Here is a 23,616-nt window from a genome sequence, read left to right as displayed (position 1 = left end):
GGCTCCTGGGGTCAGTTGACGTAGCAGGTGACCGGCACGCGACCCGCGGGCCGGGGGAACGGCAGGTCGACCGAGACGCCGAGCCGGTTGTCGGCGTCCGCGTCGTCGGGGAGGTTCTGCGGGGCCATCGAGAGCGTGAGCTGCGCGGTGTACGGCGCCGTCGGGGCGAAGACCGTGGCGCGCACCGACACCGGCGCCCCGTGGCTGCCGCCGGGGAGCCGGACGACGGCCGCGGACTGGTCGTCCCGGCCGGCCGCGACCGCGCGCAGCGACACCTGGAACGGCCGGCTCAGCGCGTCCCCGACGACGCGGCTGCTCACGACGACGGCGTCGTCGTCGCCCGAGGCCGACGGCACGTAGACGCACCCGAGGGTGTCGAGGTCGATCCGGACCTGGCCGCGGACCGGGCCGGGGTCGCTCGCCGACGAGGTCGTCGACGACGAGGGCCGCTTCGACGTGCTCGGCCGGGCCGCAGGACGCCTCGTGGTGGACGACGCGGCCGGGCGGGCCGCACCGCCGGTCGACGGGGCTGATGTGTTGCCGGTCGCGCCGGCCGCCGCGCTGCCCGGAGCGGCGGCCGCGGTGACCGTGACGGTGACCGCGGGCGCGGGGCCGGCGGTGGTCGACCCGCCCGAGCAGGCGGTGAGCACGAGGGCGAGGGCGAGGCCGAGTCCGAGTCCGCAGACCGTGCGTACCCGGTTGGCCCGGGAACCGGTGGAGATCATGCCGTCGACGCTAGGAAGATCCCCGGTCCCCTACATCAGGTGATCTCCTATGGTTGGCGGATGTCCGCCCCCCTGACGGGCCGCGACGCCGAGCAGGACCGGGTGGCCGCGCTGCTCGACGCGAGCCCCGCGGGCCTCGCCGTCGCGCTCGTCGAGGGCGAGGCCGGGGTGGGCAAGTCCGCGCTCGCGCGGGCCGTCGCGGACCGTGCCCGGGCGCGCGGCTGGCAGGTCGTCCGCTGCTCGCCGACCCAGGCCGAGGCCGGGTACGCCTACGCCGCGCTCGCCGACCTCGTCGGTCCGGTCGCGACCCCCGAGGCGCTCGCGGCGGTCCCGGACGTGCGCCGGCGGGCCCTGCTCACCGCGGTGCGCCTGGAGGAGGGGCCGGCCGACGGCCCGGTCCACGCCGACGTCCCGAGCGCCGGGGCGGCGCTGCACCACCTGCTGCTCACGGCCGGCCGGGAGCGACCGGTCCTCGTGCTCGTCGACGACGTCCAGTGGCTCGACTCGGCCACCGCGGGCGTGCTCGGGTTCGCGCTGCGCCGGGTGGACGCCGCCGACGGTGCCCGGGTGGCCGTTCTCGTGACCCGCCGCGCCACCGAGCCGGGTGCGCTGCCGCTCGACCTCGACCGGTCGGTCGCGCCGGACGCCACCGTGACGCTCTGGCTCGAGGGGCTCGGCCCGACCGCGCTCCACGAGGTCCTCGCGGAGCGTCTCGGGGTGCGCCTGGGGCGCCCGCTGCTGCACCGGCTGCACGCCCTCTGCCGCGGGAACCCGTTCTACGCGCTGCAGATCGTGCAGTCGCTGCTCGCCCGGCACGGCGGCGTCCCCGCCGACGCGGACCTGCGGCTGCCCGAGTCCCTCGCGGCGACCGTCGACGAGCGGATCGCGCAGACCGATGCGGCGCTGCGCTCGTTGCTGCTCGTCGTCTCCGCCCTGGCCGTACCGACGCCGGGCCGGCTCCGCGAGGCGCTCGACGGGTTGCCCGGACCCGTTGCGGCAGAAGGGGTCGAACCGGTGCTGGGGCGGGCGGAGGCGGCCGGCCTGCTCGCGGTCGAGGGGGACCGGCTCGTCTTCGCGCACCCGCTGTTCGCCTCCGCCGTCCGCGACCGGGCGCCGGCCGCCGCGCGGCGCGCGGTGCACGCCCGCCTCGCCGAGGTAGAGCCGGAGCCCGAGGCGCGGGCGCGGCACCTCGGGCTGGCCACCCTCGGACCGGACGGTGTCGTCGCCGACGCGCTCGAGGTCGCGGCCCAGGACGCCCGCGCCCGCGGGGCGACCGAGGTGGCGTCCGAGCTGCTGCGCGTCGCCGTCGTCAGGACGCCGCCCGCGGACGACGCCGCGCGCTGGCGGCGCGCGGTGCTCCTCGGGGACGTCCTGCTCGAGGCGGGGGATCTCGAGGCGGCCGCGACCTGGCTCGACCTGCAGGTCCCGGTGCTGCCCGCCGGGGCGGACCGGGCCCGGGCGCGGCTGACCCGGGCCGTCGTGCACTGGTACGCCGACGGCGGCGACGCGGCGAGCGAGGCCGTCCGCGCGGCGGTCCCGGACGCGGGCGACGACCCGGTGCTCCTCGGCACGATCCACAGCCGGCTGGCGATCTTCTCCGAGTCCGACACCGTCGCGGCCCGCGACCACGGCGCGCGGGCCGTCGCCGAGCTGCGCCGGTGCGGGGAGTCCGACCTGCTCGGCTCGGCGCTGTGCAACCTCTTCTACTACGAGGTGCTCACCGGTGCGGTGCCGCGCCTGGACCTGCTCGCTGAGGGCCTGCGGCTGGAGGACCCGCGCGGCTCGACGGACCGCAGCACGACACCGGGCTACTGGTACCTCGCGACCGACGCCTGGGACCTGGCCCGGGAGCGCTTCCGCACGACGCTCGAGCAGGAGCGGGCCCGCGGCGACCTGTCGAGCGAGCCCGACCTGCTGAGCCGGCTCGGCGAGGTCGAGCAGTGGTACGGCGACTGGCCGGCCGCCCGCCGCTACGCCGAGGCCGCCACGACCTCGGCCCGGGAGAACGGCAGCGACGCGAGCTACCAGCCCGGCGGGCGGCTGCTCCTCATGCTCGACCTGCTCGAGGGCCGGCTCGACGACGCGGAGGCGACGGCGCGCGCCCGTGCTGACAGGTTCGAGGCCGCCGGGCACCGGCTCGCGGTCGTGTCCTACCTCGCCGCCGCGACGTTCGCCCGGGCCAGCGCCGCCGACCACCACGGCGTGCTCGCGACGACCGCGCGGGCGGCGGCGCACCTGGAGGCGATCGGGCTCGTGGAGCCGCTCGGCCGGCTCGACCCGGCCCCGGAACGGCTCGCCGCCCTCGTGGCCCTCGGTGAGCTCGACGAGGCCGAGCAGCTCCTGGCCGCCGTCGGCGAGCGGCTGCGGCGGGTCCCCCGGCCGTGGCTGGCCGCGGCGCACCTGCGGGCCGCTGCCGGGCTCGCCGCGGCCCGCAGGGACCTCGCCGGCGCCGTCGCGCTCACCGAGCCCGCCGCGGACGGCGGCCCCGGGCAGCCGTTCGAGCAGGCGCGCACGTTGCTCGTCCGGGGCCGGCTGCTGCGCCGGGCCCGGCGCAGCGGGGACGCCGACCGCTGCCTCGAACGCGCCGGCCGGGTCTTCGACAGCCTCGGCGCCGCGGCCTGGTCGGCCCAGGTGGCGCAGGAGCTGGGCCGCTCACGGCGCCGCGGCGAGGACCCGACGGCGCTCACCGCGACCGAGCGCCGGGTCGCCGAGCTCGCCGCCGGCGGCGCGACGAACAAGGAGGTCGCGACGGCCCTGCACATGAGCCCGAAGACCGTCGAGGTGCACCTCACCCGGCTCTACCGCAAGCTCGGCATCCGCTCGCGCGCCGAGCTGGGCTCGGTCGTGGGCTCCGGGGGGCTCTGACCTCCGGCGCACCTCGACCGCCGAGATCTCTTTCAGCGCAACGGGTCCGCCGACGTCATCGAGGTCAACGACGACACGAGCGAGGCGAGCCGGCGTGCCGTCCGGTGGCCCTGGGTCCAGCGCACCGAGTACAGGTCCGCCTCGGCCGCCCGCGCCAGCAGGTAGTCGTCGCTCGTCACGAGCTCGTCGACGAGCCCGAGCTCGACGGCCCGCGTGCCGTACCAGTGCTCGCCGGTGGCGACCCGCTCGATGTCGACCTGCGGCCGGTTCGTCGCCACCCACTCCTTGAACAGCGCGTGGATGTCGGCGACCTGCTCGGTGAGCTTCTCCCGCTTGGCCGGCGTGGTCTGCGTGAAGGGCGTGACGGTCCGCTTGTACTCCCCGCCCGTCACCTGCTCGAACTCCACGCCCGCACGCTCGAGGAGCCGGAAGACGTTGGGGATCTCGGTGATGACGCCGATCGAGCCGACGACCGCGAACGGCGCGGCGATGATCCGGTCCGCGACGCAGGCCATCATGTAGCCACCGCTCGCGGCGACCTTGTCGACGGCGACGACGAGCCGCACCCCGCGGCTGCGCACCCGCAGCAGCTGGGCCGCGGCGAAGCCCTGGTCGTGGACCGTGCCGCCGGGGTTCTCCAGCCGGACGACGACCTCGTCACCCGGTCGGGCCACCGAGACGACCGCGGTCACCTCCTCCCGCAACCCGGCCACCTCCGTGGCGCGGATGTCGCCGTGGAAGTCGAGGACGAAGACCCGCGGGCGGCCGGACGCCGTGCCCGCCGTCCCCGCCGGTCCCTCGGCCGCACCGGTGACCGGCCCCTTGGCGTCGAGCGCCTTGCGCTGCTTGCGCAGCGCCCTGGCCTGCGCCTTGGCGACCTTGCGCGGCACGGTGTGCGACCGCAGCGCGATCCCGAGGTCCTCGAACGTGCGGTTGAGGTTGCGCACGCGCAGGCCCCGGGCGTCCGGACGGCGGGCGCGCGCCGTCCGGCCGACGAGTACCGCGACCGTGACCAGCACGGTGACGATCGCCGCCACGACCGTGAGGGTCTCCAGGAGGAACAGCCCGTACTCGCGCAGGAAGCTCACCCGAGCATCATCGGCGATCCGGTCCCGGACCGCCGAACGGGTGGCCGGAACGGCCCACGATGCTCCGAAGCGGTGAACCGCGTCGCGGCCCGTACCCCGGCGGGCACGCCGCGCGATTGCCTGGACGTACCGCCCGACACGAAACGGCAAACCCATCGCGAGGTGGGGACGCAAAGCCATGAGGCCTCGTCCGACGAGGTTGCTCAGCTACCGAATGGGGATCCCGTGGGAACGAAGACCACCCGCACCGTGCTCGCCACCTGTGCCGCGCTCGCGATGACCGGAGCGCTCTGCGGCCCGGCCTCGGCCGGCACGCCGGACACCGACCGCGACGGCATGCCCAACGTGTGGGAGGTCCGCAACCACCTGAACCCGCGGTCGAAGGCCGACGCGAAGACCGACCCCGACCGGGACGGCCTGACGAACCTCTGGGAGTACAAGCTCCGGACGAAGCCGCGCAAGGCCGACAGCGACGGCGACCGCCGGCGCGACGGCTCCGAGGACTTCGACCACGACGGCATCGCGAACGGCTGGGAGATCCGCGCCCGGCTCGACCCGAGGTCGCCGGCGGACGCCGCGGCCGACCCGGACCGGGACGGCGCGAAGAACATCCAGGAGTACAAGAACCACGGCAACGTCCGCGACGAGGACACCGACGGCGACGGGCAGGACGACGGCGACGAGCTGCGGACGCACACGTCGATGACCGTCGCGGACACCGACCACGACGGCACCGTCGACGGGGACGAGGACGCCGACCACGACGGCGTCGCCAACGAGGACGAGGACGACGCGACCGAGGCCTGCGTCGCGGACGACGACGACGTGGACGGCGACCACGTCGCCGACGAGGACGAGAACGAGCTCGGCGGCAGCGCGACCGACGCAGACAGCGACGACGACGGGGTCTCCGACGGGGCCGAGGACGGCGACGACGACGGCCGCCAGGACGAGGACGACGACGACTCGGCGAGCGACTCCTGCTCCGGCGACCACGACGGCGACGGCCGGGACGACGAGGACGAGGGCGACCGCTTCGGCACCGTGACGTCGTACGACGACGCGTCGCACGTGCTCGTCCTGACGACCGACGGCGGCGAGACGGTCACGGTGACGCTGTCGGTCGGCACCGAGGTCAAGTACGAGGACGCGGACGACCTCGAGTGCGAGTCCGACGACGAGACCACGGCGCTCGCCGCACTCGTCCCGACCGCGCTCGTCACCGAGCTCGAGGTCGAGGACGGCGAGGTCCACGAGGTCAAGGTGCTGCGGACGACCTGCGCCTGACCGACCGACCGACGGCCCGCCACGCCGTCCCCCGGCCCGCACGCCGGACCAGCGCCCGGTGGCCTCCCCGCACGGAGGCCGCCGGGCGCTCGGCATGTCCTCGAACATCTCCGCGAGCCGGCACGAACTGCCCGGCCCCGACCCCTGTCGCTGCGGGCGCAGCGGCCCTATCCTCCCGTTATTGGATCAGATGATCCGTCAACGACGAAGGGGTCGCCGTATGTCCACGCCCCCGCTCCGCCGCCGTCTCGTCGCCGTCGCGACCGCCGCCCTCGTCCCCGCCGCGCTCCTCGTGGCCGCGGGCGGGCTGCCGGCCGCGGTCGCCGCCACCGCCGTCACCGCCGCCCCGGACGCCCTCGACGGCACGTGCGCGACGCTCCAGGTCTTCTCCGGGTCGTCGTCCCAGGGCTACGTCGTCCGCAACGGCAACGGCTACGGGTTCACGTCCAGCGCCGCGGGGGCCACCCCGTTCCGGCTCGAGGCGACCCAGCTCTCCCGCTACATGCTCTACGACGCCGGTGGGGCGCCCGCCTACATGAGTGTCCTCAACTGGGTCATGCCCGGCACGACCTACGGGGACCGGGCGGACTGGACGGTCGCCGCGAGCGGTGCGCGCTACGCCGTCACGGCGACGGCCACCGGGCAACGGCTCGGCTCCTACCTGTGGAGCCTCGGCGCGGGCGGTGGCACGAGCACGGTCGCGCTCGCGGCCGCGGCCGGCTGCTTCACGCCGCCCGACGTCGCGACCGGGGTGACCGGGACGGCGGCGCCCGGGGTCGACGCGAACGGCAGGATCATCGGCGCGATCGACGCCCACATGCACGTCACCGCGGCGGCCGGCTTCGGCGGGCAGCTGCACTGCGGCGAGGCCTGGTCGCCGGGCGGGGTCGTCACCGCGCTGTCCGGATGCGCGACGCACGGCTCGCTCAACGTCGGGGCGGTGCTCGAGGGCGTCCTCGCCGGCACCGACATCACGAGCTCGCCGGAGGACGGCTGGCCGACGTTCGGCGACTGGCCCCAGCACAACAGCGAGCTCCACGAGCAGGCGTACTTCCGCAGCATCGAGCGGGCCTACCGCTCCGGCGTCCGGGTCGTCGACGCCCTCCTCGTGACGAACCGGGTCATCTGCGAGCTGTTCCCCTACCGCGACGGCTCGTGCGACGAGATGGCGTCGGTGCGCGCGCAGGCGCAGTACCTGCGGTCGATGCAGGACTACGTCGACGCCCAGAACGGTGGTGCGGGCAAGGGCTGGTTCCGGATCGCGACCACCCCGGCGCAGGTCCGCAGCATCGCTGCGCAGGGCAGGCTCGCGGTGCTCGTCGGGATGGAGATCTCCGAGCCGTTCGGCTGCCGGGAGGTCAAGGGGGTCCCGCAGTGCACGGCGGCCCAGGTCGACGCCGGGCTCGACGAGATGCAGGCGCTCGGCGTGAGCGGGATGTTCCCCGTCCACAAGTTCGACAACGCCTTCGGCGGGACGCGGATGGACGGCGGTGTCGCCGGGGCGGCCGTGAACCTCGGCAACCTGCTCTCGACGGGGCACTGGTGGGAGGTACGCAGCTGCACCGGCCCCGCCGACATGGCGCAGCCCGTCACGAACGACGACCTCGCGCGGCTGCTGTCCTTCGGCGTCATGTCGCTGCCCGCGGGCGCCGTCCTGCCGGTGTACCCGACCGGGCCCACGTGCAACGTCCGCGGCCTCACGCCGCTCGGCGAGCACCTGCTGCGTCAGCTCATGGCGCGCGGCATGGTCGTCCACATCGACCACATGAGCGTGCGGACCGCGCAGGCGACGCTCGACATCCTCGAGGCCGCGCACTACCCGGGCGTCACCTCGGACCACTCGTGGTCCGACCCCGCGATCGTCGACCGGGTGCTCGGCCTCGGCGGCTTCGTCGCGGGCTACGCCTACCCGGCCGGCGAGGCGGTCGTCGGGCAGCCGACCTTCGTCGGCGAGTGGCGCCGGACCAGGGCGCTGCCGCACGGCAGCGCGATCACCGGCTACGGGTTCGGCAGCGACGTCAACGGTCTCGCCGACCAGGCGCCGCCCCGGGTGTCGTCGACGACCCGCCCGTTCGCCTACCCGTTCACCTCCCTCGCGGGGACGACGGTGTCCCGGCACGTCATGGGCCGGCGCACCTTCGACCTCAACACCGACGGCGTCGCGCAGTACGGGCTCTACGCCGACTGGCTCCTCGACGTCGTGCTCGAGGCCGGTGCGGACGGCCCGGAGCTGCGCCGCGAGCTGCTCGGCGGCGCCGAGGCCTACACGGCGATGTGGGAGCGGGCCGTCGCCTGGTGACGGCCCGTCTGCTGACGGCGCGCCGGGTCAGTGCGCACGCAGGTCGTCGACGAACGCGTCGGCGATCCGGTGCAGCCGCTCGACCCGGCCGTCGTCGTGCCGGCCGTCGACGAGGGTGAGCAGGGTGCTGCCCTCGACGGCGACGACGAACCCGTCGAGCACCTCGTCGTCGACGACGTCGGGGCGCAGCTCGCCGAGCGCCCGGGCCTCGGCGAGGATCCCGAGCAGCAGGCCGCGGATCCGCGCGTGGCTGCTCTGCCGGGCCTGCGCGATGAGCGGGTTCGACAGCGCCGCGCCCGCGAAGGCGACGTTGACGTGGGCGTCGGCCTCGCGCTCCTCGTCGAGCGGCAGCACGGCCTCGAACGCCGCCCGCAGCGCCGCCAGCCCGTCGAGGTCGCCCCCGAGGGTGAAGGCCCGTTCGACGATCCGTTCGTAGACCGCGGTCTGGGCCGCGACGAGGATGTCGTCCTTGCCGCCGAGGAAGTGCGCGAGCACGCTCAGCGAGCAGCCCGCCTCGTCGGCGATGGCCCGGGTCGTCGTGCCGCCGACGCCGCGCGTGCGGACGACCCGCCAGGTCGCGGCGAGCAGGCCGGCCCGGCGCTCCGCGTGGTCGACGAGGCGTGGCACCCGGCCAGGGTAATGACCGGCCCGCGCCGGACGGCCCGGCGGACGGCCCGCCGGGCGTGTTCCGCCGCACCGCCGTGGCGCTTGGTGCCAGGCTCTGACGGTGCCGCGGCGACGCGGCCGGGCCGGGGTGCACCGGGCCCGCGGCGTGATCGAGGGAGCAGCACCGTGATGCGTGTCCGGACGTCGGGCGGTCCCCGGGTGGCGGTCCTGCTGGGGACGGCGGGCGCGGTGCTCGCGCTCGGGGCCTGCGGGTCGGCGGGCAGCGGCTCCGCGGCGTCCTCCGCCACGACGCCCGCGGCCCCGACGTCGTCGGCGTCGGCGGTGACGTCGTCCGCCGCGCCGTCGACGCCGGTGAGCCCGCCGAGCCCCTCGAGGACGGCGAGCCCGTCGAAGACACCGGCGACGGCAGAGCCGGTGGCACGCCCGGTCCTCGTCCTCGAGAGCGACGGGCTGGGGTACGTCGTCGGCGACGCGGCGATCCGGCACCTGCCGTTCGGCAGCGACGGCACCGCCGTCGTCACGGCGGTCGGCACCGCCCTCGGTGGCTCGCTGACGCGGAACGACCTGCCCGAGTGCGGCCAGGGGCCGCGCACCGGTGCCGGCCGCGCCGGGTTCTCGGTGCTCCTGGACGGCACGAAGTTCGTCGGCTGGACGGACCAGGGCGCCAAGGGCCGGCACCTGACGACCGCGGACGGCCTGGGGATCGGCTCGACGCTGCGGGACATCAAGGCGGGCCGGCCGGGGACGACGACGAGCGAGGGCTCCGTCGGCACCGAGTTCATCGACGGCGACGGGTTCGGCGGGATCCTCGGCGGGGCGTCCCTCACGAGCCGTGCGACGCTCGTCTACGCGGGGGAGACCTGCTTCTTCCGCTGACGGTCTTCCCGCTGACGGTCTTCCCGCTGACGGTCTTCCCGCTGACGGTCGCCCCGACCGACGGTCGCCCCGACCGACGGTCGTGCCGACCGTCGTCCGCCGAACCGTGGAGGCGCCCGTGGGCTGGTTCGAGGGGTTCGAGGCCGCGTCGTACGACCTCGGCGACGTCCGGCTGTTCGCGCGCACCGGTGGCCGCCCCGACGGGCCGCCGCTGCTGCTCCTGCACGGCTTCCCGCAGACGCACGCGCTGTGGCACCGGGTCGCGGTCGCGCTCGCACCGCACTTCCGGCTCGTGCTGCCGGACCTGCGCGGGTACGGCGACTCGTCGGCCCCGGACGGCGGCCCGCGGCACGAGGGCTACGCCAAGCGGACGACGGCCCACGACCTGGTCCGCCTCATGCACGGCCTGGGGCACGACGCGTTCGGGGTCGCCGGCCACGACCGCGGCGGCCGGGTCGCGCACCGGATGGCGCTCGACCACCCCGCGGCGGTGACCCGGCTCGCCGTCCTCGACATCGCGCCGACGCTCGACATGTACGCGGCGACGGACCAGCGGTTCGCCACCGCGTACTACCACTGGTTCCACCTGATCCAGCCGGTGCCGCTGCCCGAGATGATGATCGGCGGGGACCCGATCGGCTACCTGCGGGCGACGCTCGGCGGCTGGGGCGCGGGGGGCCTGGAGCACATCGAGCCGACGGCGCTCGCCGAGTACGAGCGGTGCTTCACACCGGCCGCCGTGCACGCCATGTGCGAGGACTACCGGGCCGCGGCCTCCGTCGACCTCGAGCACGACCGCGCCTCCCGGGATGCGGGCGAGAGGATCGGCTGCGACCTGCTCGTGCTGTGGGGCGCGGACGGTGTCGTGGAGCGGTTGTTCGACCCGGTCGCGCTGTGGCAGGCCCGGTGCTCGGGTCGGGTGGTCGCGCAGGCGCTGCCGTGCGGGCACTTCCTGCCCGAGGAGCAGCCCGCGGCCACCGCCGCCGCGCTCGCGGAGTTCTTCGGGGCCTGAGGTCAGCGGGCGGGCGCGGTGGCGGCGTTCTCGACGATCGCCGGGGCGTTCGCGGCGAGCCAGCCCATGAGCGGCAGCAGGTGCCCGACGAGGTCGACGCCGAGGTCGGTGAGGCTGTACTCGACGTGCGGCGGGATGACGGGCAGCGCCCGGCGGTGGACGAGGCCGTCGCGCTCGAGCACCTGGAGCGTCTGGGCGAGCATCTTCTCGCTCACGCCCTCCACGGAGCGGCGCAGCTCGCCCCAGCGCAGGGTGCGGTCGGCCAGGGAGACGAGCACGAGGACGCCCCACTTGCTCGTCACGTGGTCGAGCACGACCCGCGACGGGCAGGCCGACGCCAGCACCCGGTCGGGGAAGTAGGTCTGCAGCCGGGCGATCTGGTCGCTGATCTGCTCCCTGACCTCGTTGCTCACCGTCATGCCAGTACCTTACCAAAAGGTGGGTACTGCATCGCGGGAAGTGTCACGGACGATGGCCGGTTGTGGGTCGACGACAGCAGACCGAGCGGCGGGACCTCCCGCCCGTGCCCCAAGGAGCTCCTCATGTCCGTCGTCGTCACCGGTGCCACCGGCCACCTCGGCCGCCTCGCCGTCGAGTCCCTCCTGGCGAAGGGCGTCCCCGCGGGCGACATCGTCGCCGGCGGCCGCAGCGTCGAGAAGCTCGCGGACCTCGCGGAGCGCGGCGTCCGCACGGCGCGGATCGACTACGACGACCCGGCGACGCTCGCGGAGGCCTTCAAGGGCGCCGACAAGGTCCTCCTCGTCTCCGGCACCGACTTCGGCCGGCGGGTGGAGCAGCACACCGCCGCCGCCCGGGCCGCCCAGGAGGCGGGCGCGTCGGTCGTCTACACGAGCGCGCCGTACGCCGACACGACGTCCCTCCAGCTCGCGGTCGAGCACCGCGGCACCGAGGAGGCCATCCGGGCGCTCGGCGTCCCGTTCACCTTCCTGCGCAACGGCTGGTACTTCGAGAACTACACCCCGCAGATCCCGACCTACCTCGAGCACGGCGCCGTCCTCGGCAGCGCGGGCGACGGCCGGGTCAGCGGCGCCCCGCGCGCCGAGTACGCCGAGGCCGCCGCGGCCGTGCTCACGAGCGAGGGCCACGAGGGCACGGTCTACGAGCTCGGCGGCGACTCGTCGTTCACGCTCGCCGAGCTCGCGGCGTCCGTCGCGAAGCACAGCGGCAAGGACGTCGTCTACACCGAGCTGCCGGTCGAGGGCCTGGCCAAGGTGCTCGAGGGTGCCGGGCTGCCCGCCCCGGTCGCGGCGATGCTCGCCGACACCGACCGGTCGATCCGCGCCGGGGAGCTCGAGGTCACGACCGGCGACCTGAGCCGCCTCATCGGCCGCCCGACGGGCTCGCTCGACGACGCCGTCGCGGCCGCGCTGGCCTGACGCCCGCCCGGCGGGGACGCCTCTGAGGTAGATCGCCGTAGATATGGACGGTGATCTACCTCAGAGGGGCCCCACGGGGTGGGGCGTGGTGCGGGAGATCAGCCCCGGAGCAGCTTCGCGCCGTCCGCGAGCGCCCGGAGCTTGCCCTCGGCCGACTCGCGCGGCAGGTACTTCATGCCGCAGTCGGTCGCGACGACGATGTTCTCGGGGGCCACGTACGGCAGCGCGCGCTCGACCCGGCGGGCGACCGTCGCGGGTTCCTCGACGGCGTGGTCGTCGAGGTCGATGACGCCGAGGATGATCGTCTTGCCGGCCAGCTCGGCGAGCACGGCGCAGTCGAGGTTCGACTGCGCCGTCTCGATGGAGATCTGGTCGCACGTGGCCTCGGCGAGCTCGGGGAGGAACGAGTAGCCCGAGGGGCGCTCGTGGATGATCGCGGCGTAGCCGAAGCACAGGTGGACGGCGGTCGTCCCGGTGAGCCCCTCGAGGGCCCGGTTGAGCACCCGGACGCCGAACTGCTTCGCGGCGTCGGGGCGGGCCTGCAGGTAGGGCTCGTCGAACTGGACGATGTCGACGCCGGCCGCGAAGAGGTCGCGCGCCTCGGCGTTGACCGCCTCGGCGTACGCCATCGCGACCGCCTCGAGGTCGCCGTAGTGGTCGTCCTGCGCCTGCTGCGCCATGGTGAACGGCCCGGGGATCGTCATCTTCGTCGTCCGGCCGGTGTGCGCGCGCAGGAAGCGGACGTCGTCCACCTCCACGGGGCGCGTCCGGCGGACCGGGCCGACGACGCGCGGCACCGGGTTCGGGTGGCCGCTGCGGTCGAGCGCGGTGCCGGGGTTGTCGACGTCGACGCCCTCGAGCGCCGTCGCGAAGTGGTTCGAGTAGCTCTCGCGGCGCATCTCGCCGTCGGTGACGATGTCGAGCCCGGCGACCTCCTGGGCCCGGATCGCGAGCAGGGTCGCGTCGTCCTGGGCCTGCGCGAGCCACTCCGGTGCCGGGCGCCAGAGCTCGCGGGCCCGGGTGCGCGGCGGGAACCGGCCGGCGAGCTTCGCCCGGTCGATGAGCCAGTCCGGCTGGGCGTAGCTGCCGACGAGGGACGACGGGAACAGCGGCAGGTCGGGCACGACGGGCTCCATCCTGCGGCAGCCGGGGTGGACGCACCGGGTGCGGGCTGCGCTGCCGCGCTCGGATCCCACCACATCGCGGGCCCGCCTGCCCAGGGCGCCCGTCCGAACGCCGGTACGTCGGTCGCCCCCGACCCGGCATGCGCCCTACCGTGGCCGGATGCTTCCTGAGGACATCGGCCGGCTCGTCACGGTCGGGGACCCGCGGGTCTCGCCGGACGGCGGTCACGTCGCGTTCGTCGTGACGCACGTCGACCTGCCGGGCAACCGCTACCGCAGCGCGGTGTGGGTCGCGGCCGCCGACGGCTCGCAGCCGCCGCGGCCGCTCACCGCGGGCGACCGGCGGGCCGGGACGCCCCGCTGGTCGCCGGACGGCAGCCGGGTCGCCGTGACGACGATCGGGGACGACAGCACCTGCGCGCTCGAGGTCGTCCCGTTCTCGGTGCCGGGCGAGACCTTCCCGGTCTGCGAGCGGCCCGAGGCCTTCACCGACGTGGCCTGGTCGCCGGACGGCACCCGCCTCGCGTTCGTCTCGCGGGAGCGGACGCGGCGCTGGACGGACGGCGACGACGACCGGTCGCGGCCGCCGCGACGGATCGACCGGCTCTTCTCCCGGCTCGACGACGTCGGCTGGACGATCGACCGCCCGGCCGGGCTGTTCGTCGTCCCCGCCGACGGCACCGCCGCACCCGTGCTCCTGCTCGGCGGGCCGGCCGACCACGCGGGTGCCGCGTGGTCGCCGGACGGCGGCACGCTCGCCACCTGTGCGTCCCGCGGCGACGACCTGGCGCCGGTGACGGACGTGCACCTCGTCGACGCGCGGTCGGTCCGCGGGCCGGTCGGACCGCGCACCCTGTCCCGGCCCCGGACGTCGAGCTTCGCCCCGGCGTTCTCCCCGGACGGCGCGCTGCTCGCGGTGCTCGGCGAGGACGCCGTCGTCTGGCCGGCGTTCCTGCGGCTCGCGTTCGTCGACGTCAAGACCGGCGAGACCCGTTCTGCTGCAACGGTCCCCGACCTCAACTGTGCTGCGCTGCGCGAGATGCTCTGGGACGGCGACGCGGTCGTCGTCGCGCTCGAGGACCGCGGTGACGTGCACCTCTACCGGGTGCCGGCGGACGGCGAGGCCGCGCTGCTCGTCGGCGGCGGTCATGCCGTCACCGGCTACGACCTCGCGGGCGGCACGCTCGCCTTCACCGCGTCCGACCCGGGCGCGCTGCCGGAGGTGCACGTCGTCCGCGACGGCGTCGAGCGGTGCCTCACGTCGTTCGGGGCGGGGTTCCACGCGGCGGTGCCGACCGGCGTCCCCGAGCAGTTCACGGTGCCGTCCCCGAAGGGCGACGGGGACCTCGACGTCTGGCTGCTGCGGCCGGCGGAACCCGCGGGGACCGGCCGGACGCCCGTGCTGCTGTCGATCCACGGCGGCCCCGCGGCGCAGTACACCAACGCGTTCTTCGACGAGTTCCACCTCTGGGCCGCCGCCGGCTACGCGGTCGTCTGGACGAACCCGCACGGCTCCACGGGCCGCACCGAGGCCTGGACGCAGGAGGTCCGGCCGCCCGAGGCGGAGGAGGCGCCCGGCTCGGGCTGGGGCGGCGTCGACGCCGACGACGTCCTCGCCGCGCTCGACGGCGCGCTCGCCCGCGACCCGGGCCTCGACCCGGACCGGCTCGGCGTCCTCGGCGGGTCGTACGGCGGCTTCCTCACGAGCTGGCTCGTCGGGCACACGGACCGGTTCGCCGCCGCGTGCAGCGAGCGGGCCGTGAACAACCTCGAGTCCGAGGAGTGGAGCGCCGACATGGCGGGCACGTTCCGCTACGAGATGGGCGTGACGCACCTCGACGCCCCCGAGGTCTACCGGCGGATGTCGCCGGTCACGTACGTCCGCGACATCACGACCCCGATGCTCCTGCTGCACTCCGAGAACGACCTGCGCTGCCACGTCGAGCAGGCCGACGCGCTCTACCTCGCGCTGCGGATGCTCGGGAAGGACGTCGAGTACTGGCGCTTCCCCGAGGAGAGCCACGAGCTCTCGCGCAGCGGCTCGCCCGCGCACCGGGTGCAGCGGGTGCAGATCATCCTCGACTTCTTCGGCCGCCGGCTCGGCGGCCGCCGGCCCCGGATCACCTGGGACCACCCCGCCCGCACCGACGGACCGACGGAGGACGCATGACGACCTCGCTCTACGACCACGCCGGCGGCGGCCCTGCCCTCCTGGCCCTCGCGGACGCCCACCACACCCGCTGCCTCGCCGACCCGCTGCTCGAGCACCCGTTCTCGCACACGACGAACCACCCCGAGCACGTCGCCCGGCTCGCGGCCTACTGGGCGCAGGTGCTCGGCGGCCCGGACGACTTCTCCGCCTCGCTCGGCAGCCAGCGGGCCGTCGTCGACATGCACTGCGTCGAGGACGACCTCAGCGAGATGGGCCGGCGGTTCCTCGCGTGCTTCGTCGCCGCGATGGACGACGCGGGGCTGCCCGGCGACGCGCCGTTCCGGGCCGCCATGACGGCGTACATGCGCTGGGCCGTCGACCAGTTCACGGTGCCGGGCGTCGAGCGGCCGGCGACGGACGGCGTCCCGCGCTGGACGTGGGACGGGCTCGCGGCCGGCTGACCGCCGTCCGCCCTACAGCGGCCCGGGACCGCGGACGACCCGGCCGCGGGAGACGACCGTGCGCACCCGGGTGACCGCCGTGACGTCGGTGCCCGCGTCGCCGTCGACGAGGAGCAGGTCGGCGTCGAGCCCGGCGCGGAGCCGGCCGGTGCGGGCGCCGAGGCCGATCGCGTCGGCCGCGTGCGCCGTCGCCGCGGCGAGCGCCACGACCGGCGGGGCGCCCGCCTCGACGAGCTCGACGAGCGCCCACGGCAGGACGCCGTGCCGCTTGTCGGGGTAGATCCCCGAGTCGGAGCCCGCGACGAGCCGGACGCCGCCCTCGACGAGCGTGCGGACGTGGTCGACGATGCCCTCGGGGGTGATCCCGGTGCGCTCCATGACGGCCCGGATGTTCGGCGGGTAGGTCGAGCCGGGGACGTGGCCCTGGGTCGGGCAGACGACGACGCCGGACGCCGCGAGCCGGGCGACGAGGTCCGGCGGGGCGTGCATGCCGAGGGTCGCGCCCCCGACGCACGTGCAGTGCTCGATGCCGTCGACCCCGGCCTGCAGGCACAGCTCGACGGCGGCGACGGCGTGCGCGTGGGCGGTCACGGGCAGCCCGGCGGCGTGCGCGGCCCGGACGACGAGGCGCAGGTCGTCGAGCGGGTACTGCGGCTTGGTGACGTCCGTCGTCGCGGTGATCATGCCGCCGCTCGCCATCACCTTGACGACGTCGGCGCCGCGCTCGGCGCGCTCCCGGACGGCCGCGCGCAGGGCCTGCGGGCCGTCGGCCTCGCCGCCCATGTTCCAGCAGTGGCCGGCCGTCACGGTGACGGGCGGGCCGGACGCGACGACGGTCGGGCCGTCCGGGTGGTGGCGGTGCCGGTCGACGACCGTCCAGTGCGCGTCGCCGAGGTCGCGGACGGCGGTCACCCCGGCGGCGAGCTGCTCGGCGAGGGACCGGCGGACGATCGCGTCGAGGTCGTCGTCCGTCAGCTCGGGGAGCTGCTCGAGCGCCCGCGGGCCGGAGTCGCCGCACAGGTGCGTGTGGGTCTCGACGAGCCCGGGCATCAGTGTCGTGCCGGGCAGGTGGGTGACGGGGCAGCCGTCGGGCACGGCGGCGGAGCCGGGCTCGACGCCGACGATCGTCGTCCCCTCGACGAGGACGAGCGCGCCGCCGGGCAGCATCCGGGTGCCGTCGAAGGCGTGGTCGGCGCGGTAGGCGTGCAATCGGGCTGCCGGACGGACTGCCGGACGGACTGCCGGAGGGACTGCCGGACGGTCTGCGGGCACGGCTGCCTCCCGGGGGACCGGAGCGAGAAGCGGTCAGCCTACGGGGGCGACCCCTGCGACGGGAGCCCTCGGCGCGGCAGCCGGTGCGGCAGGCACGGCAGGTGCGGAGGCCTCGGCGGCCCGCGCCTCGGCGGCGGCCTGCGCGAAGCCCTCCGGCGCTGCCTCCTCCTGCGGCTCCCACTCCGCGCGGAAGCCCGCGTGCTCGCGGTACGGCGCGGCGAGGGCGAGCAGGACGGCGCCCGCCTGGCGGCGTTCGCGGCGCGTCACCTCGACCCCGGGCGCGGCGCACACGGTGCGGGCGCACAGCTCGACGACCGCCCGCCGGGCCTCGACGTCGGCGAGCGCACGGACCGGGTTCTGCGCCTGGAAGTAGACGCTGTCCGCGGCCATCCGCAGCCGGGTGATCGCGGTGTCCGGCATCGCGGTGAACCGGGCGACGAGCGTCCACTGGCCGTGGACCGCGTCGCCCTCGGTCCGGGCGGACCGGACCTGGACGACGTTGTCGCCCTCGAAGTGGTTCTGGACCAGCCACCACGGCCCCGGCGACGCGGACCGGACGGTGGCCTCGTCCTCGTCGAGGCGTGCCCGGAGGAAGTCGACGAGCTCGTGGCCCATGTCGCCTCCTCGGGTCCGGCACCGGTGCGGTGCTGCGGCGCCGGGTCCCGGCGACCGTCCTTCGGGTCACCTGTCGGCGGCCGCTCCGCGGATCTGAGCCGTCGGACCGAGCTGTCAGGCGCTGTAGCGCAGCCGGCGCTTGCCCGCGATGCCGAGGATCTCCTCGTAGGTGCTCCGCAGGCTCTCGGCGATCCGGACCCGCTCGCTCCAGCGCTCCTCGGTGTCGGAGCGGGGGGCCGGGGTGGAGGCGGCCGTCGCGAGGGCCGCGGCGAGGTCGTCCGCCCGTGCGGCGGGTCCGGCGTCCCGGCGGTAGGTGAGGCACGGTCGCTGGGCGGCGGCGAAGCTGTCCTGGGCGAGGACCGCCCAGGTGCCGAGGTCGGCGCAGGCCTCCGGCCAGATCGAGTGCGCGCCGGGGAGGTCAGGGACGACGGAGACGTCGAGCCCGGCGAGGTGGTCCCAGAGGGCGCCGTCGCTCAGCCGGTCGTGGAGCACGAGCCGGCCGCCCGCGGACCGGACGGCCGCCTCGACATGCTGGAAGGCGTCCGAGCAGCTCAGGGCCCCGGCATCGCGCACGGTGCGGTGCGCGTGGACGACGAGGTCGGCGTTCGGGGTGCGGCGGACGGCGTCCGCGAGGGCGGTGACGAGCTCCACCTGCTCGGGGCCGCCGAGCATGCTGCCGAGGTGGGTGCCGACGCGCAGCCGGCCGCGGCCGGAGGGGTGCGGGACGGGCCGGTCCTGGCGCATCCGGACGAAGTTCACGACGTGCGGGTGCGGCAGGACGACGGGCTCGACGTCCCAGCGCTTGCGCATCTGCTGCGCTGCGGGCTCGGTGAGGGTGACGACCGCGTCGGCGGCGGGGACGAGGATGTCCAGCTGCTCGGCGAGGCGGGCCCCCTCGGGGCTGTCCGGGTCGCCGAGGTTGTAGCCGGTGACGACGAGCGGGGTGCCCGAGCCGCGGACGAGGTCGACGGCGGCGCGGACGTCGTCCGGGTGCTGCCCGGGGCGCAGGCCCAGCACATGCACGACGTCCGTCTCCGGCAGCCGCGCCCGCAGCCACGCCGTGGAGAACGCGCCGCCGCGGCTCGGGCCGCCCGCCCAGCCCACGGTGGGGCGGTGGACGGCGTCCACGCCCTCGGGGTTGGCGAGGTGCCGGACGTACAGGCCGCGCCCGGGCAGGGTCGCGACGTTGATCCGGCGGCGGCCTTCCCACAGGACGGTCGTGGCGCGTTGGCGGGGTGCTCGGGGCATGGCTGTGCTCCTTGGGGGAGGGGCGGTCTGCGGCGGTTCACCGTCGACCGTCGCGACCAGACCTTTCCCAACCGGCCCGTGTCTCAATCCTGATTCGTCAAACTCAGATCATCTTTCTGGCCGGGGCGCCTCGTGTTGCGGTTCTGCGGGAGGCGTCCGACGATCCCTCTCGTCCACGACCGAAGGAGCACGACGTGACCGACTCGATGGTGTCCGCCCCGAGGCTGTCCGACGCCTCGACGTCCGGCGGTGCGCCGTCCGGGGGTTCGCCGTCCGGCCCGCAGGCGCAGCCGGACCCCGAGCCCGGGCTGGGCCTGTCCGTCGAGACGCTGGTCGTCTCCGCGCCGGACAGCGACGGCACCGGGACGGCGGAGTGGGCCGTCGTGCGGGTGGACGGCGAGATCGACGTCGCGACCGGGCCCGAGCTGCGTCGCCGGCTCATCGCGCTCGTCGACGAGGGCGTCCGGCACGTCGTCCTCGACCTGTCGACCGTGCCCTTCCTCGACTCCTCGGCCCTCGGCGTCTTCGTCACCGGGCTCAAGCGGCTCCGGATCGCCGGCGGCACGATGCGCCTGGCGGCCTGCCGGCCGCCGGTCCGGGCGGTCCTGAAGATCACCTCGCTCGACCGGGTGTTCTTCCTCTACCCGTCGGTCGAGGCCGCGCTCGCAGACGAGACGGAGTACGTCGCGCCGACGGGGGCGTGACGGCCTGCTCCGCCGGTCCGAGCGGTGGTCAGTAGAGCTTGTAGGCGGCCCGGGACACCCGGAAGCCGTGGTTCGAGCCGTCGACCGTGAGGCACTCGACACCGGTGGTCCGGCTGATGCAGAGGATCGAGCCGGCGAGCACGGCCTTGCCGTAGCCGAGCGCGACGGGGCCGTCGGTCGCGACGTCGCCGACGCAGGCGAACCGGGCCTTGCCGGCACCCTGGGTGACCTCGACCGACGAGCCCCAGTCGAGCTCGCAGTCCGCCGGCTTGGGCGGGTTCTTCCAGGTGTTGTCGATGACGTCGCAGCGCGCGCTGCCGGGGTCGGCGCCGTCGGAGTCCCGGACGGCGCAGAGGATCCGGCCCGACGGGCTGCGGAAACCGATCTGGCCGAACTGCGCCATCCCGGCGTCGACCGGGTCGACGAGTGTCACGCCGAAGGCCTTCGCGACGCCGAGGGGGTCGTCGGGGTCGACGTCGCCGCGCTGGACGGGGCCGATGCTCGGGTCGTCCGCGGGGTCCTCGGCCGGGTCGTCTGCCGGGTCGTCCGTGGCGTCGTCCGACGCCTGCGCGTCGTCGGAGGGGGTGTCGTCGTCCGTGGCCGTGCCGTCGTCCGGGGCGACGGTGGCGCTGCCCGGGGCGACCCCGACCGTGCCGATCGGGGCCGGACCCACGGTGGCCTCGGTGTCGTCGTCCGACCCGAGGACGGAGCAGCTCGCCAGCAGCAGGGCGGCGGTGACGGACAGGACGGCGACGCGGACCCCCGACATGCGCATGGGGCGGAGTATGCCAGTCGATCACCGCGGTGATCCGGTCCGGCGGCGAGGTGCATCCAGAATTGACCGGTTCCAGAATCGGACGAAACTGGGCGAACTGTGTCGAGCTGAGAGGTCGATGGACGAATGACGACGACAGATCCCCGACAGACGCCGGACGCCGTGCAGGCTGCCGCTCCGCAGTCGTCGCAGGACGGGCAGCGGCCGTGGACGACGACGGACGGTGGCGTGCCGGTCGCGAGCGACGAGTTCTCGCTGACGGTCGGCCCCGACGGCCCGGTCCTGCTGCAGGACCACTACCTGCTCGAGCAGATGGCGAACTTCAACCGCGAGAACATCCCCGAGCGGCAGCCGCACGCCAAGGGCGGCGGAGCCTTCGGCACGTTCGTCGTGACGGCCGACGTGAGCGCCTACACGCACGCCGCCGTGTTCCAGCCCGGGACGCAGACGCAGACGCTCGTCCGCTTCTCCACCGTGGCCGGCGAGCGCGGGTCGCCCGACACCTGGCGCGACCCGCGTGGCTTCTCCGTGAAGCTCTACACGAGCGAGGGCAACTTCGACCTCGTCGGCAACAACACCCCGGTCTTCTTCGTCCGGGACCCGATGAAGTTCCAGCACTTCATCCGTTCGCAGAAGCGGCGCCTGGACAACAACCTGCGCGACCACGACATGCAGTGGGACTTCTGGACCCTCTCGCCCGAGTCCGCGCACCAGGTGACCTGGCTCATGGGTGACCGGGGCATCCCGCGCTCGTGGCGCACGATGAACGGGTACTCGAGCCACACGTACTCCTGGGCGAACGCTGCCGGGGAGAAGTTCTGGGTCAAGTACCACTGGCGCAGCGACCAGGGCGTCGACTTCCTCCCGCAGGAGGAGGCCGACCGGCTCGCCGGGTCGGACGCCGACTACCACCAGCGTGACCTCTACACGGCGATCGAGAGCGGCGACCTCCCGTCGTGGACGCTCAAGGTCCAGGTCATGCCGTACGAGGACGCGAAGACATACTCCATCAACCCGTTCGACCTCACGAAGGTGTGGCCGCACGGGGACTACCCGCTCGTCGAGGTCGGCCGGATGACGTTGGACCGCAACGTCACCGACTACCACACCGAGATCGAGCAGGCCGCGTTCGAGCCGAACAACCTCGTGCCGGGCACGGGCCTCTCGCCCGACAAGATGCTCCTCGCGCGCGGGTTCTCGTACGCCGACGCGCACCGCGCACGGCTCGGCGTGAACTACAAGCACATCCCGGTCAACCAGCCGAAGTCACCGGTGCACGCGTACTCCAAGGGCGGGGCGATGCGCACCGTCAACGCCGCCGACCCGGTGTACGCGCCGAACTCGTACGGCGGCCCCGCCGCCGACCCGGTACGGGCCGGCAGCGCCGGGACGTGGGAGTCGGACGGAGACATGGTGCGCTCGGCGTACACGCTGCGGGAGCGGGACGACGACTTCGGCCAGGCCGGCACCCTTGTCCGCGAGGTGATGGACGACGCGCAGCGCAACCGGCTCGTGTCGAACGTGTCGGGGCACCTGCTCCAGGGCGTCTCGGAGCCGGTGCTGCTGCGCGCGTTCGAGTACTGGCGGAACATCGACAAGACGATCGGCGACCGGATCGAGGCCGCCGTCCGGGCGGGGTGACCCGCCGTCCCGTCGTTCGTGAACGTCCCGTCGTTCGTGAACGGTCGTCGGCCCCCGCCTCGTCAGGGACGGGGGCCGATGCGTGGGCGCTGCTCTCGGCGTTCGCCTCGGGGACAAGGGGTCTCAGTGGACCGGGGTCCCGCCGTTGACGGCGATCGTCTCCGAGGTGATGTAGCCGGACTCCGCGCTCGCGAGGAACACGTAGGTCGGGGCGAGCTCGGCCGGCTGGGCGGCCCGGCCCGTCGGGGACTGCTCGCCGAACGAGGCGACCTTCTCGGCGTCCATCGTGGCGGGGATGAGTGGCGTCCAGACCGGGCCTGGCGCGACGGCGTTGACCCGGACACCCTGGTCGGCGAGCTGCTGGCCCAGGCCCCGGGTGAAGTTGACGATCGCGGCCTTGCTCGTCGCGTAGTCGAGCAGGTTCGGCGACGGCGTGAACCCCTGCACCGACGCGGTGTTGATGATCGAGGCGCCGGGCATGAGGTGCGGCAGCGCGTGCTTGCTCAGCCAGAACATCGCGTAGACGTTCGTCTTCATGACCCGGTCGAGCTGCTCGGTCGTGATGTCGGCCAGACCGCCGTCCTGCGACATCTGGTAGGCCGCGTTGTTCACGAGGATGTCCAGGCCGCCGAGCTCGGCGACCGTCGTCCCGACGGCTTTCTCGCAGAACGACTCCTCGCGGATGTCGCCGGGGATCCGCACGCAGCGCCGCCCGGCGTCCTCGACGAGCGCCGCGGTCTGGCCCGCGTCGCTCTCCTCGGCGTCGAGGTAGACGATCGCGACGTCGGCACCCTCGCGGGCGTAGGCCAGGGCGACGGCCCGACCGATGCCCGAGTCGCCCCCGGTGACGAGGGCCTTCCGGCCCGTCAGCCGGTCGGTGCCGCGGTAGGTGTCCTCGCCGTGGTCGGGCGTCTCGCGCATCTCGTCGGTACGGCCCGGGTGGGCGATCTGCTCGCCCTCGCCCGTCGGTGCGCCGGTGTGGGCGCTCGGGTCGGTGGGGGTGAACTGGTCCTGCTGGGGTTGCTGGTCCTGCGGGTTCACGGGGCGGCTCCTCGGGTTTCGTGGGGTTCCTCGTGCCGTGCCCGTCGGGGGGCGGGTCATGCCTCGTGGGGTCGTTGCCTGCACTGCCACGACTGGTCGTGAGTGATGGTGACTCACGCAAAGTTGTTGCGCCGGAACGGGTCTCGCGGGGTCAGACTGTCGGACCCCGTCCGTAGTGTTGTTCTCGTGAGCAGCGACGAGCAGACGTGGGGCGAGGTGCCCGGCCATGAGCCGGACGCCGCGCTTCCTGCTGCGTCGGCTGGTCACCGGGTGTCGGAGGGGTCGTTGCCGGTGCACGACCTGGTCGCCGGGGTGGAGGCGATGAAGGCTGCGGCGGCGATGGTGCTGGAGGCGTCGCGGTGCGCGTGGTCGCTGTCCGGTGAGGAGGTCCGTGGCGTGGTCGAGGA

At 74.8% G+C, this 23,616-nt stretch carries 21 protein-coding genes and 1 riboswitch; of the genes, 11 read left to right on the top strand and 10 right to left on the bottom strand.

Annotated elements, in window-relative coordinates:
• Positions 1-11: 11 nt before the first annotated feature.
• Positions 12-725 carry a hypothetical protein gene (locus EDJALFJO_RS34165; RefSeq protein WP_158220348.1) on the bottom strand — a complete coding sequence of 238 codons (714 nt, stop codon included), beginning with the start codon at positions 723-725 and terminating at the stop codon, positions 12-14.
• A 60-nt stretch (positions 726-785) separates the two neighbouring features.
• Here EDJALFJO_RS34165 and EDJALFJO_RS08725 point away from each other — a divergent pair, with 60 nt between their 5' ends.
• Positions 786-3,590, top strand: a complete 2,805-nt coding sequence (locus EDJALFJO_RS08725) for an AAA family ATPase (protein ID WP_088284233.1) — start codon at positions 786-788, stop codon at positions 3,588-3,590.
• A gap of 32 nt (positions 3,591-3,622) precedes the next feature.
• Here the strand turns inward: EDJALFJO_RS08725 and sohB are convergent, their stop codons facing one another.
• Positions 3,623-4,678 (bottom strand): protease SohB, encoded by a 1,056-nt coding sequence (gene sohB, locus EDJALFJO_RS08720; protein ID WP_198950137.1) that lies wholly within the window; start codon positions 4,676-4,678, stop codon positions 3,623-3,625.
• Positions 4,679-4,813: 135 nt separating this feature from the next.
• A riboswitch (cyclic di-GMP riboswitch) is annotated at positions 4,814-4,893 on the top strand.
• Positions 4,894-4,903: 10 nt separating this feature from the next.
• Between sohB and EDJALFJO_RS08715 the strand changes: the two genes are divergently transcribed.
• The gene (locus EDJALFJO_RS08715; protein ID WP_088284231.1) at positions 4,904-5,965 is read left to right on the top strand and encodes a Midasin; all 1,062 of its coding nucleotides are present in this window, start codon (positions 4,904-4,906) and stop codon (positions 5,963-5,965) included.
• 220 nt (positions 5,966-6,185) lie between these two features.
• Positions 6,186-8,264, top strand: a complete 2,079-nt coding sequence (locus tag EDJALFJO_RS34160; protein ID WP_158220346.1) for a hypothetical protein — start codon at positions 6,186-6,188, stop codon at positions 8,262-8,264.
• Positions 8,265-8,291: 27 nt separating this feature from the next.
• Here EDJALFJO_RS34160 and EDJALFJO_RS08705 read toward each other — a convergent pair whose 3' ends face one another.
• Positions 8,292-8,891, bottom strand: a complete 600-nt coding sequence (locus EDJALFJO_RS08705; RefSeq protein ID WP_088284229.1) for a TetR/AcrR family transcriptional regulator — start codon at positions 8,889-8,891, stop codon at positions 8,292-8,294.
• A 198-nt stretch (positions 8,892-9,089) separates the two neighbouring features.
• On the opposite strand from EDJALFJO_RS08705, the gene EDJALFJO_RS08700 reads away from it, so the two are divergent.
• Together EDJALFJO_RS08700 and EDJALFJO_RS08695 are read left to right on the top strand one after the other, a co-directional pair.
• Positions 9,090-9,767, top strand: a complete 678-nt coding sequence (locus tag EDJALFJO_RS08700) for a hypothetical protein (protein WP_088284227.1) — start codon at positions 9,090-9,092, stop codon at positions 9,765-9,767.
• A gap of 118 nt (positions 9,768-9,885) precedes the next feature.
• Positions 9,886-10,779, top strand: coding sequence for an alpha/beta fold hydrolase (locus EDJALFJO_RS08695; RefSeq protein ID WP_088284354.1), 894 nt, complete (start codon positions 9,886-9,888; stop codon positions 10,777-10,779).
• Between the two features lie 2 nt (positions 10,780-10,781).
• On the opposite strand, the gene EDJALFJO_RS08690 is transcribed toward EDJALFJO_RS08695, so the two are convergent.
• Positions 10,782-11,198: a helix-turn-helix domain-containing protein gene (locus EDJALFJO_RS08690; protein ID WP_088284225.1), complete on the bottom strand. Its 417-nt coding sequence runs from the start codon at positions 11,196-11,198 to the stop codon at positions 10,782-10,784.
• Positions 11,199-11,321: 123 nt separating this feature from the next.
• Here EDJALFJO_RS08690 and EDJALFJO_RS08685 point away from each other — a divergent pair, with 123 nt between their 5' ends.
• Positions 11,322-12,176, top strand: a complete 855-nt coding sequence (locus tag EDJALFJO_RS08685; protein WP_088284223.1) for an SDR family oxidoreductase — start codon at positions 11,322-11,324, stop codon at positions 12,174-12,176.
• 98 nt (positions 12,177-12,274) lie between these two features.
• Here EDJALFJO_RS08685 and EDJALFJO_RS08680 read toward each other — a convergent pair whose 3' ends face one another.
• The gene (locus tag EDJALFJO_RS08680) at positions 12,275-13,300 is read right to left on the bottom strand and encodes a uroporphyrinogen decarboxylase family protein (protein WP_198950136.1); all 1,026 of its coding nucleotides are present in this window, start codon (positions 13,298-13,300) and stop codon (positions 12,275-12,277) included.
• A 160-nt stretch (positions 13,301-13,460) separates the two neighbouring features.
• On the opposite strand from EDJALFJO_RS08680, the gene EDJALFJO_RS08675 reads away from it, so the two are divergent.
• Both EDJALFJO_RS08675 and EDJALFJO_RS08670 read left to right on the top strand, forming a co-directional pair.
• Positions 13,461-15,470, top strand: a complete 2,010-nt coding sequence (locus EDJALFJO_RS08675; protein ID WP_088284219.1) for a S9 family peptidase — start codon at positions 13,461-13,463, stop codon at positions 15,468-15,470.
• On the top strand, positions 15,467-15,913 hold the full coding sequence (locus tag EDJALFJO_RS08670) for an oxidoreductase (RefSeq protein WP_088284217.1): 447 nt from the start codon (positions 15,467-15,469) through the stop codon (positions 15,911-15,913). The genes EDJALFJO_RS08675 and EDJALFJO_RS08670 overlap by 4 nt, the downstream gene beginning before the upstream one ends.
• 12 nt (positions 15,914-15,925) lie before the next feature.
• Here the strand turns inward: EDJALFJO_RS08670 and EDJALFJO_RS08665 are convergent, their stop codons facing one another.
• The 3 genes from EDJALFJO_RS08665 to EDJALFJO_RS34155 form a co-directional block, all read right to left on the bottom strand.
• Positions 15,926-17,122, bottom strand: coding sequence for an amidohydrolase family protein (locus EDJALFJO_RS08665; RefSeq protein ID WP_088284215.1), 1,197 nt, complete (start codon positions 17,120-17,122; stop codon positions 15,926-15,928).
• A 96-nt stretch (positions 17,123-17,218) separates the two neighbouring features.
• Positions 17,219-17,800: a DUF6221 family protein gene (locus tag EDJALFJO_RS08660; protein ID WP_088284213.1), complete on the bottom strand. Its 582-nt coding sequence runs from the start codon at positions 17,798-17,800 to the stop codon at positions 17,219-17,221.
• Positions 17,801-17,914: 114 nt separating this feature from the next.
• A complete protein-coding gene (locus EDJALFJO_RS34155) occupies positions 17,915-19,048 on the bottom strand; it encodes a hypothetical protein (RefSeq protein ID WP_088284211.1) in 1,134 nt (377 codons plus the stop codon).
• Between the two features lie 194 nt (positions 19,049-19,242).
• Here EDJALFJO_RS34155 and EDJALFJO_RS08650 point away from each other — a divergent pair, with 194 nt between their 5' ends.
• Positions 19,243-19,752, top strand: a complete 510-nt coding sequence (locus EDJALFJO_RS08650; protein WP_198950135.1) for an STAS domain-containing protein — start codon at positions 19,243-19,245, stop codon at positions 19,750-19,752.
• A gap of 28 nt (positions 19,753-19,780) precedes the next feature.
• Here EDJALFJO_RS08650 and EDJALFJO_RS08645 read toward each other — a convergent pair whose 3' ends face one another.
• A complete protein-coding gene (locus EDJALFJO_RS08645) occupies positions 19,781-20,527 on the bottom strand; it encodes a DUF6636 domain-containing protein (RefSeq protein WP_088284209.1) in 747 nt (248 codons plus the stop codon).
• Between the two features lie 126 nt (positions 20,528-20,653).
• Here EDJALFJO_RS08645 and EDJALFJO_RS08640 point away from each other — a divergent pair, with 126 nt between their 5' ends.
• Positions 20,654-22,168: a catalase gene (locus tag EDJALFJO_RS08640; protein WP_088284207.1), complete on the top strand. Its 1,515-nt coding sequence runs from the start codon at positions 20,654-20,656 to the stop codon at positions 22,166-22,168.
• Between the two features lie 123 nt (positions 22,169-22,291).
• Here EDJALFJO_RS08640 and EDJALFJO_RS08635 read toward each other — a convergent pair whose 3' ends face one another.
• Entirely contained in the window at positions 22,292-23,209 is a 918-nt protein-coding gene (locus tag EDJALFJO_RS08635; protein WP_233149756.1) for an SDR family oxidoreductase, read from the bottom strand.
• Between the two features lie 186 nt (positions 23,210-23,395).
• Between EDJALFJO_RS08635 and EDJALFJO_RS08630 the strand changes: the two genes are divergently transcribed.
• The coding region (locus EDJALFJO_RS08630; protein WP_143448388.1) for a hypothetical protein at positions 23,396-23,616 on the top strand (221 nt) is incomplete at its 3' end.

Origin of the sequence: Kineosporia sp. A_224, from assembly GCF_002198655.1 — a bacterium.
GTDB lineage: Bacteria > Actinomycetota > Actinomycetes > Actinomycetales > Kineosporiaceae > R-H-3.
The sequence above is the reverse complement of the archived record's forward strand: the minus strand, read 5'-3'. Positions and strand labels throughout refer to the sequence as shown.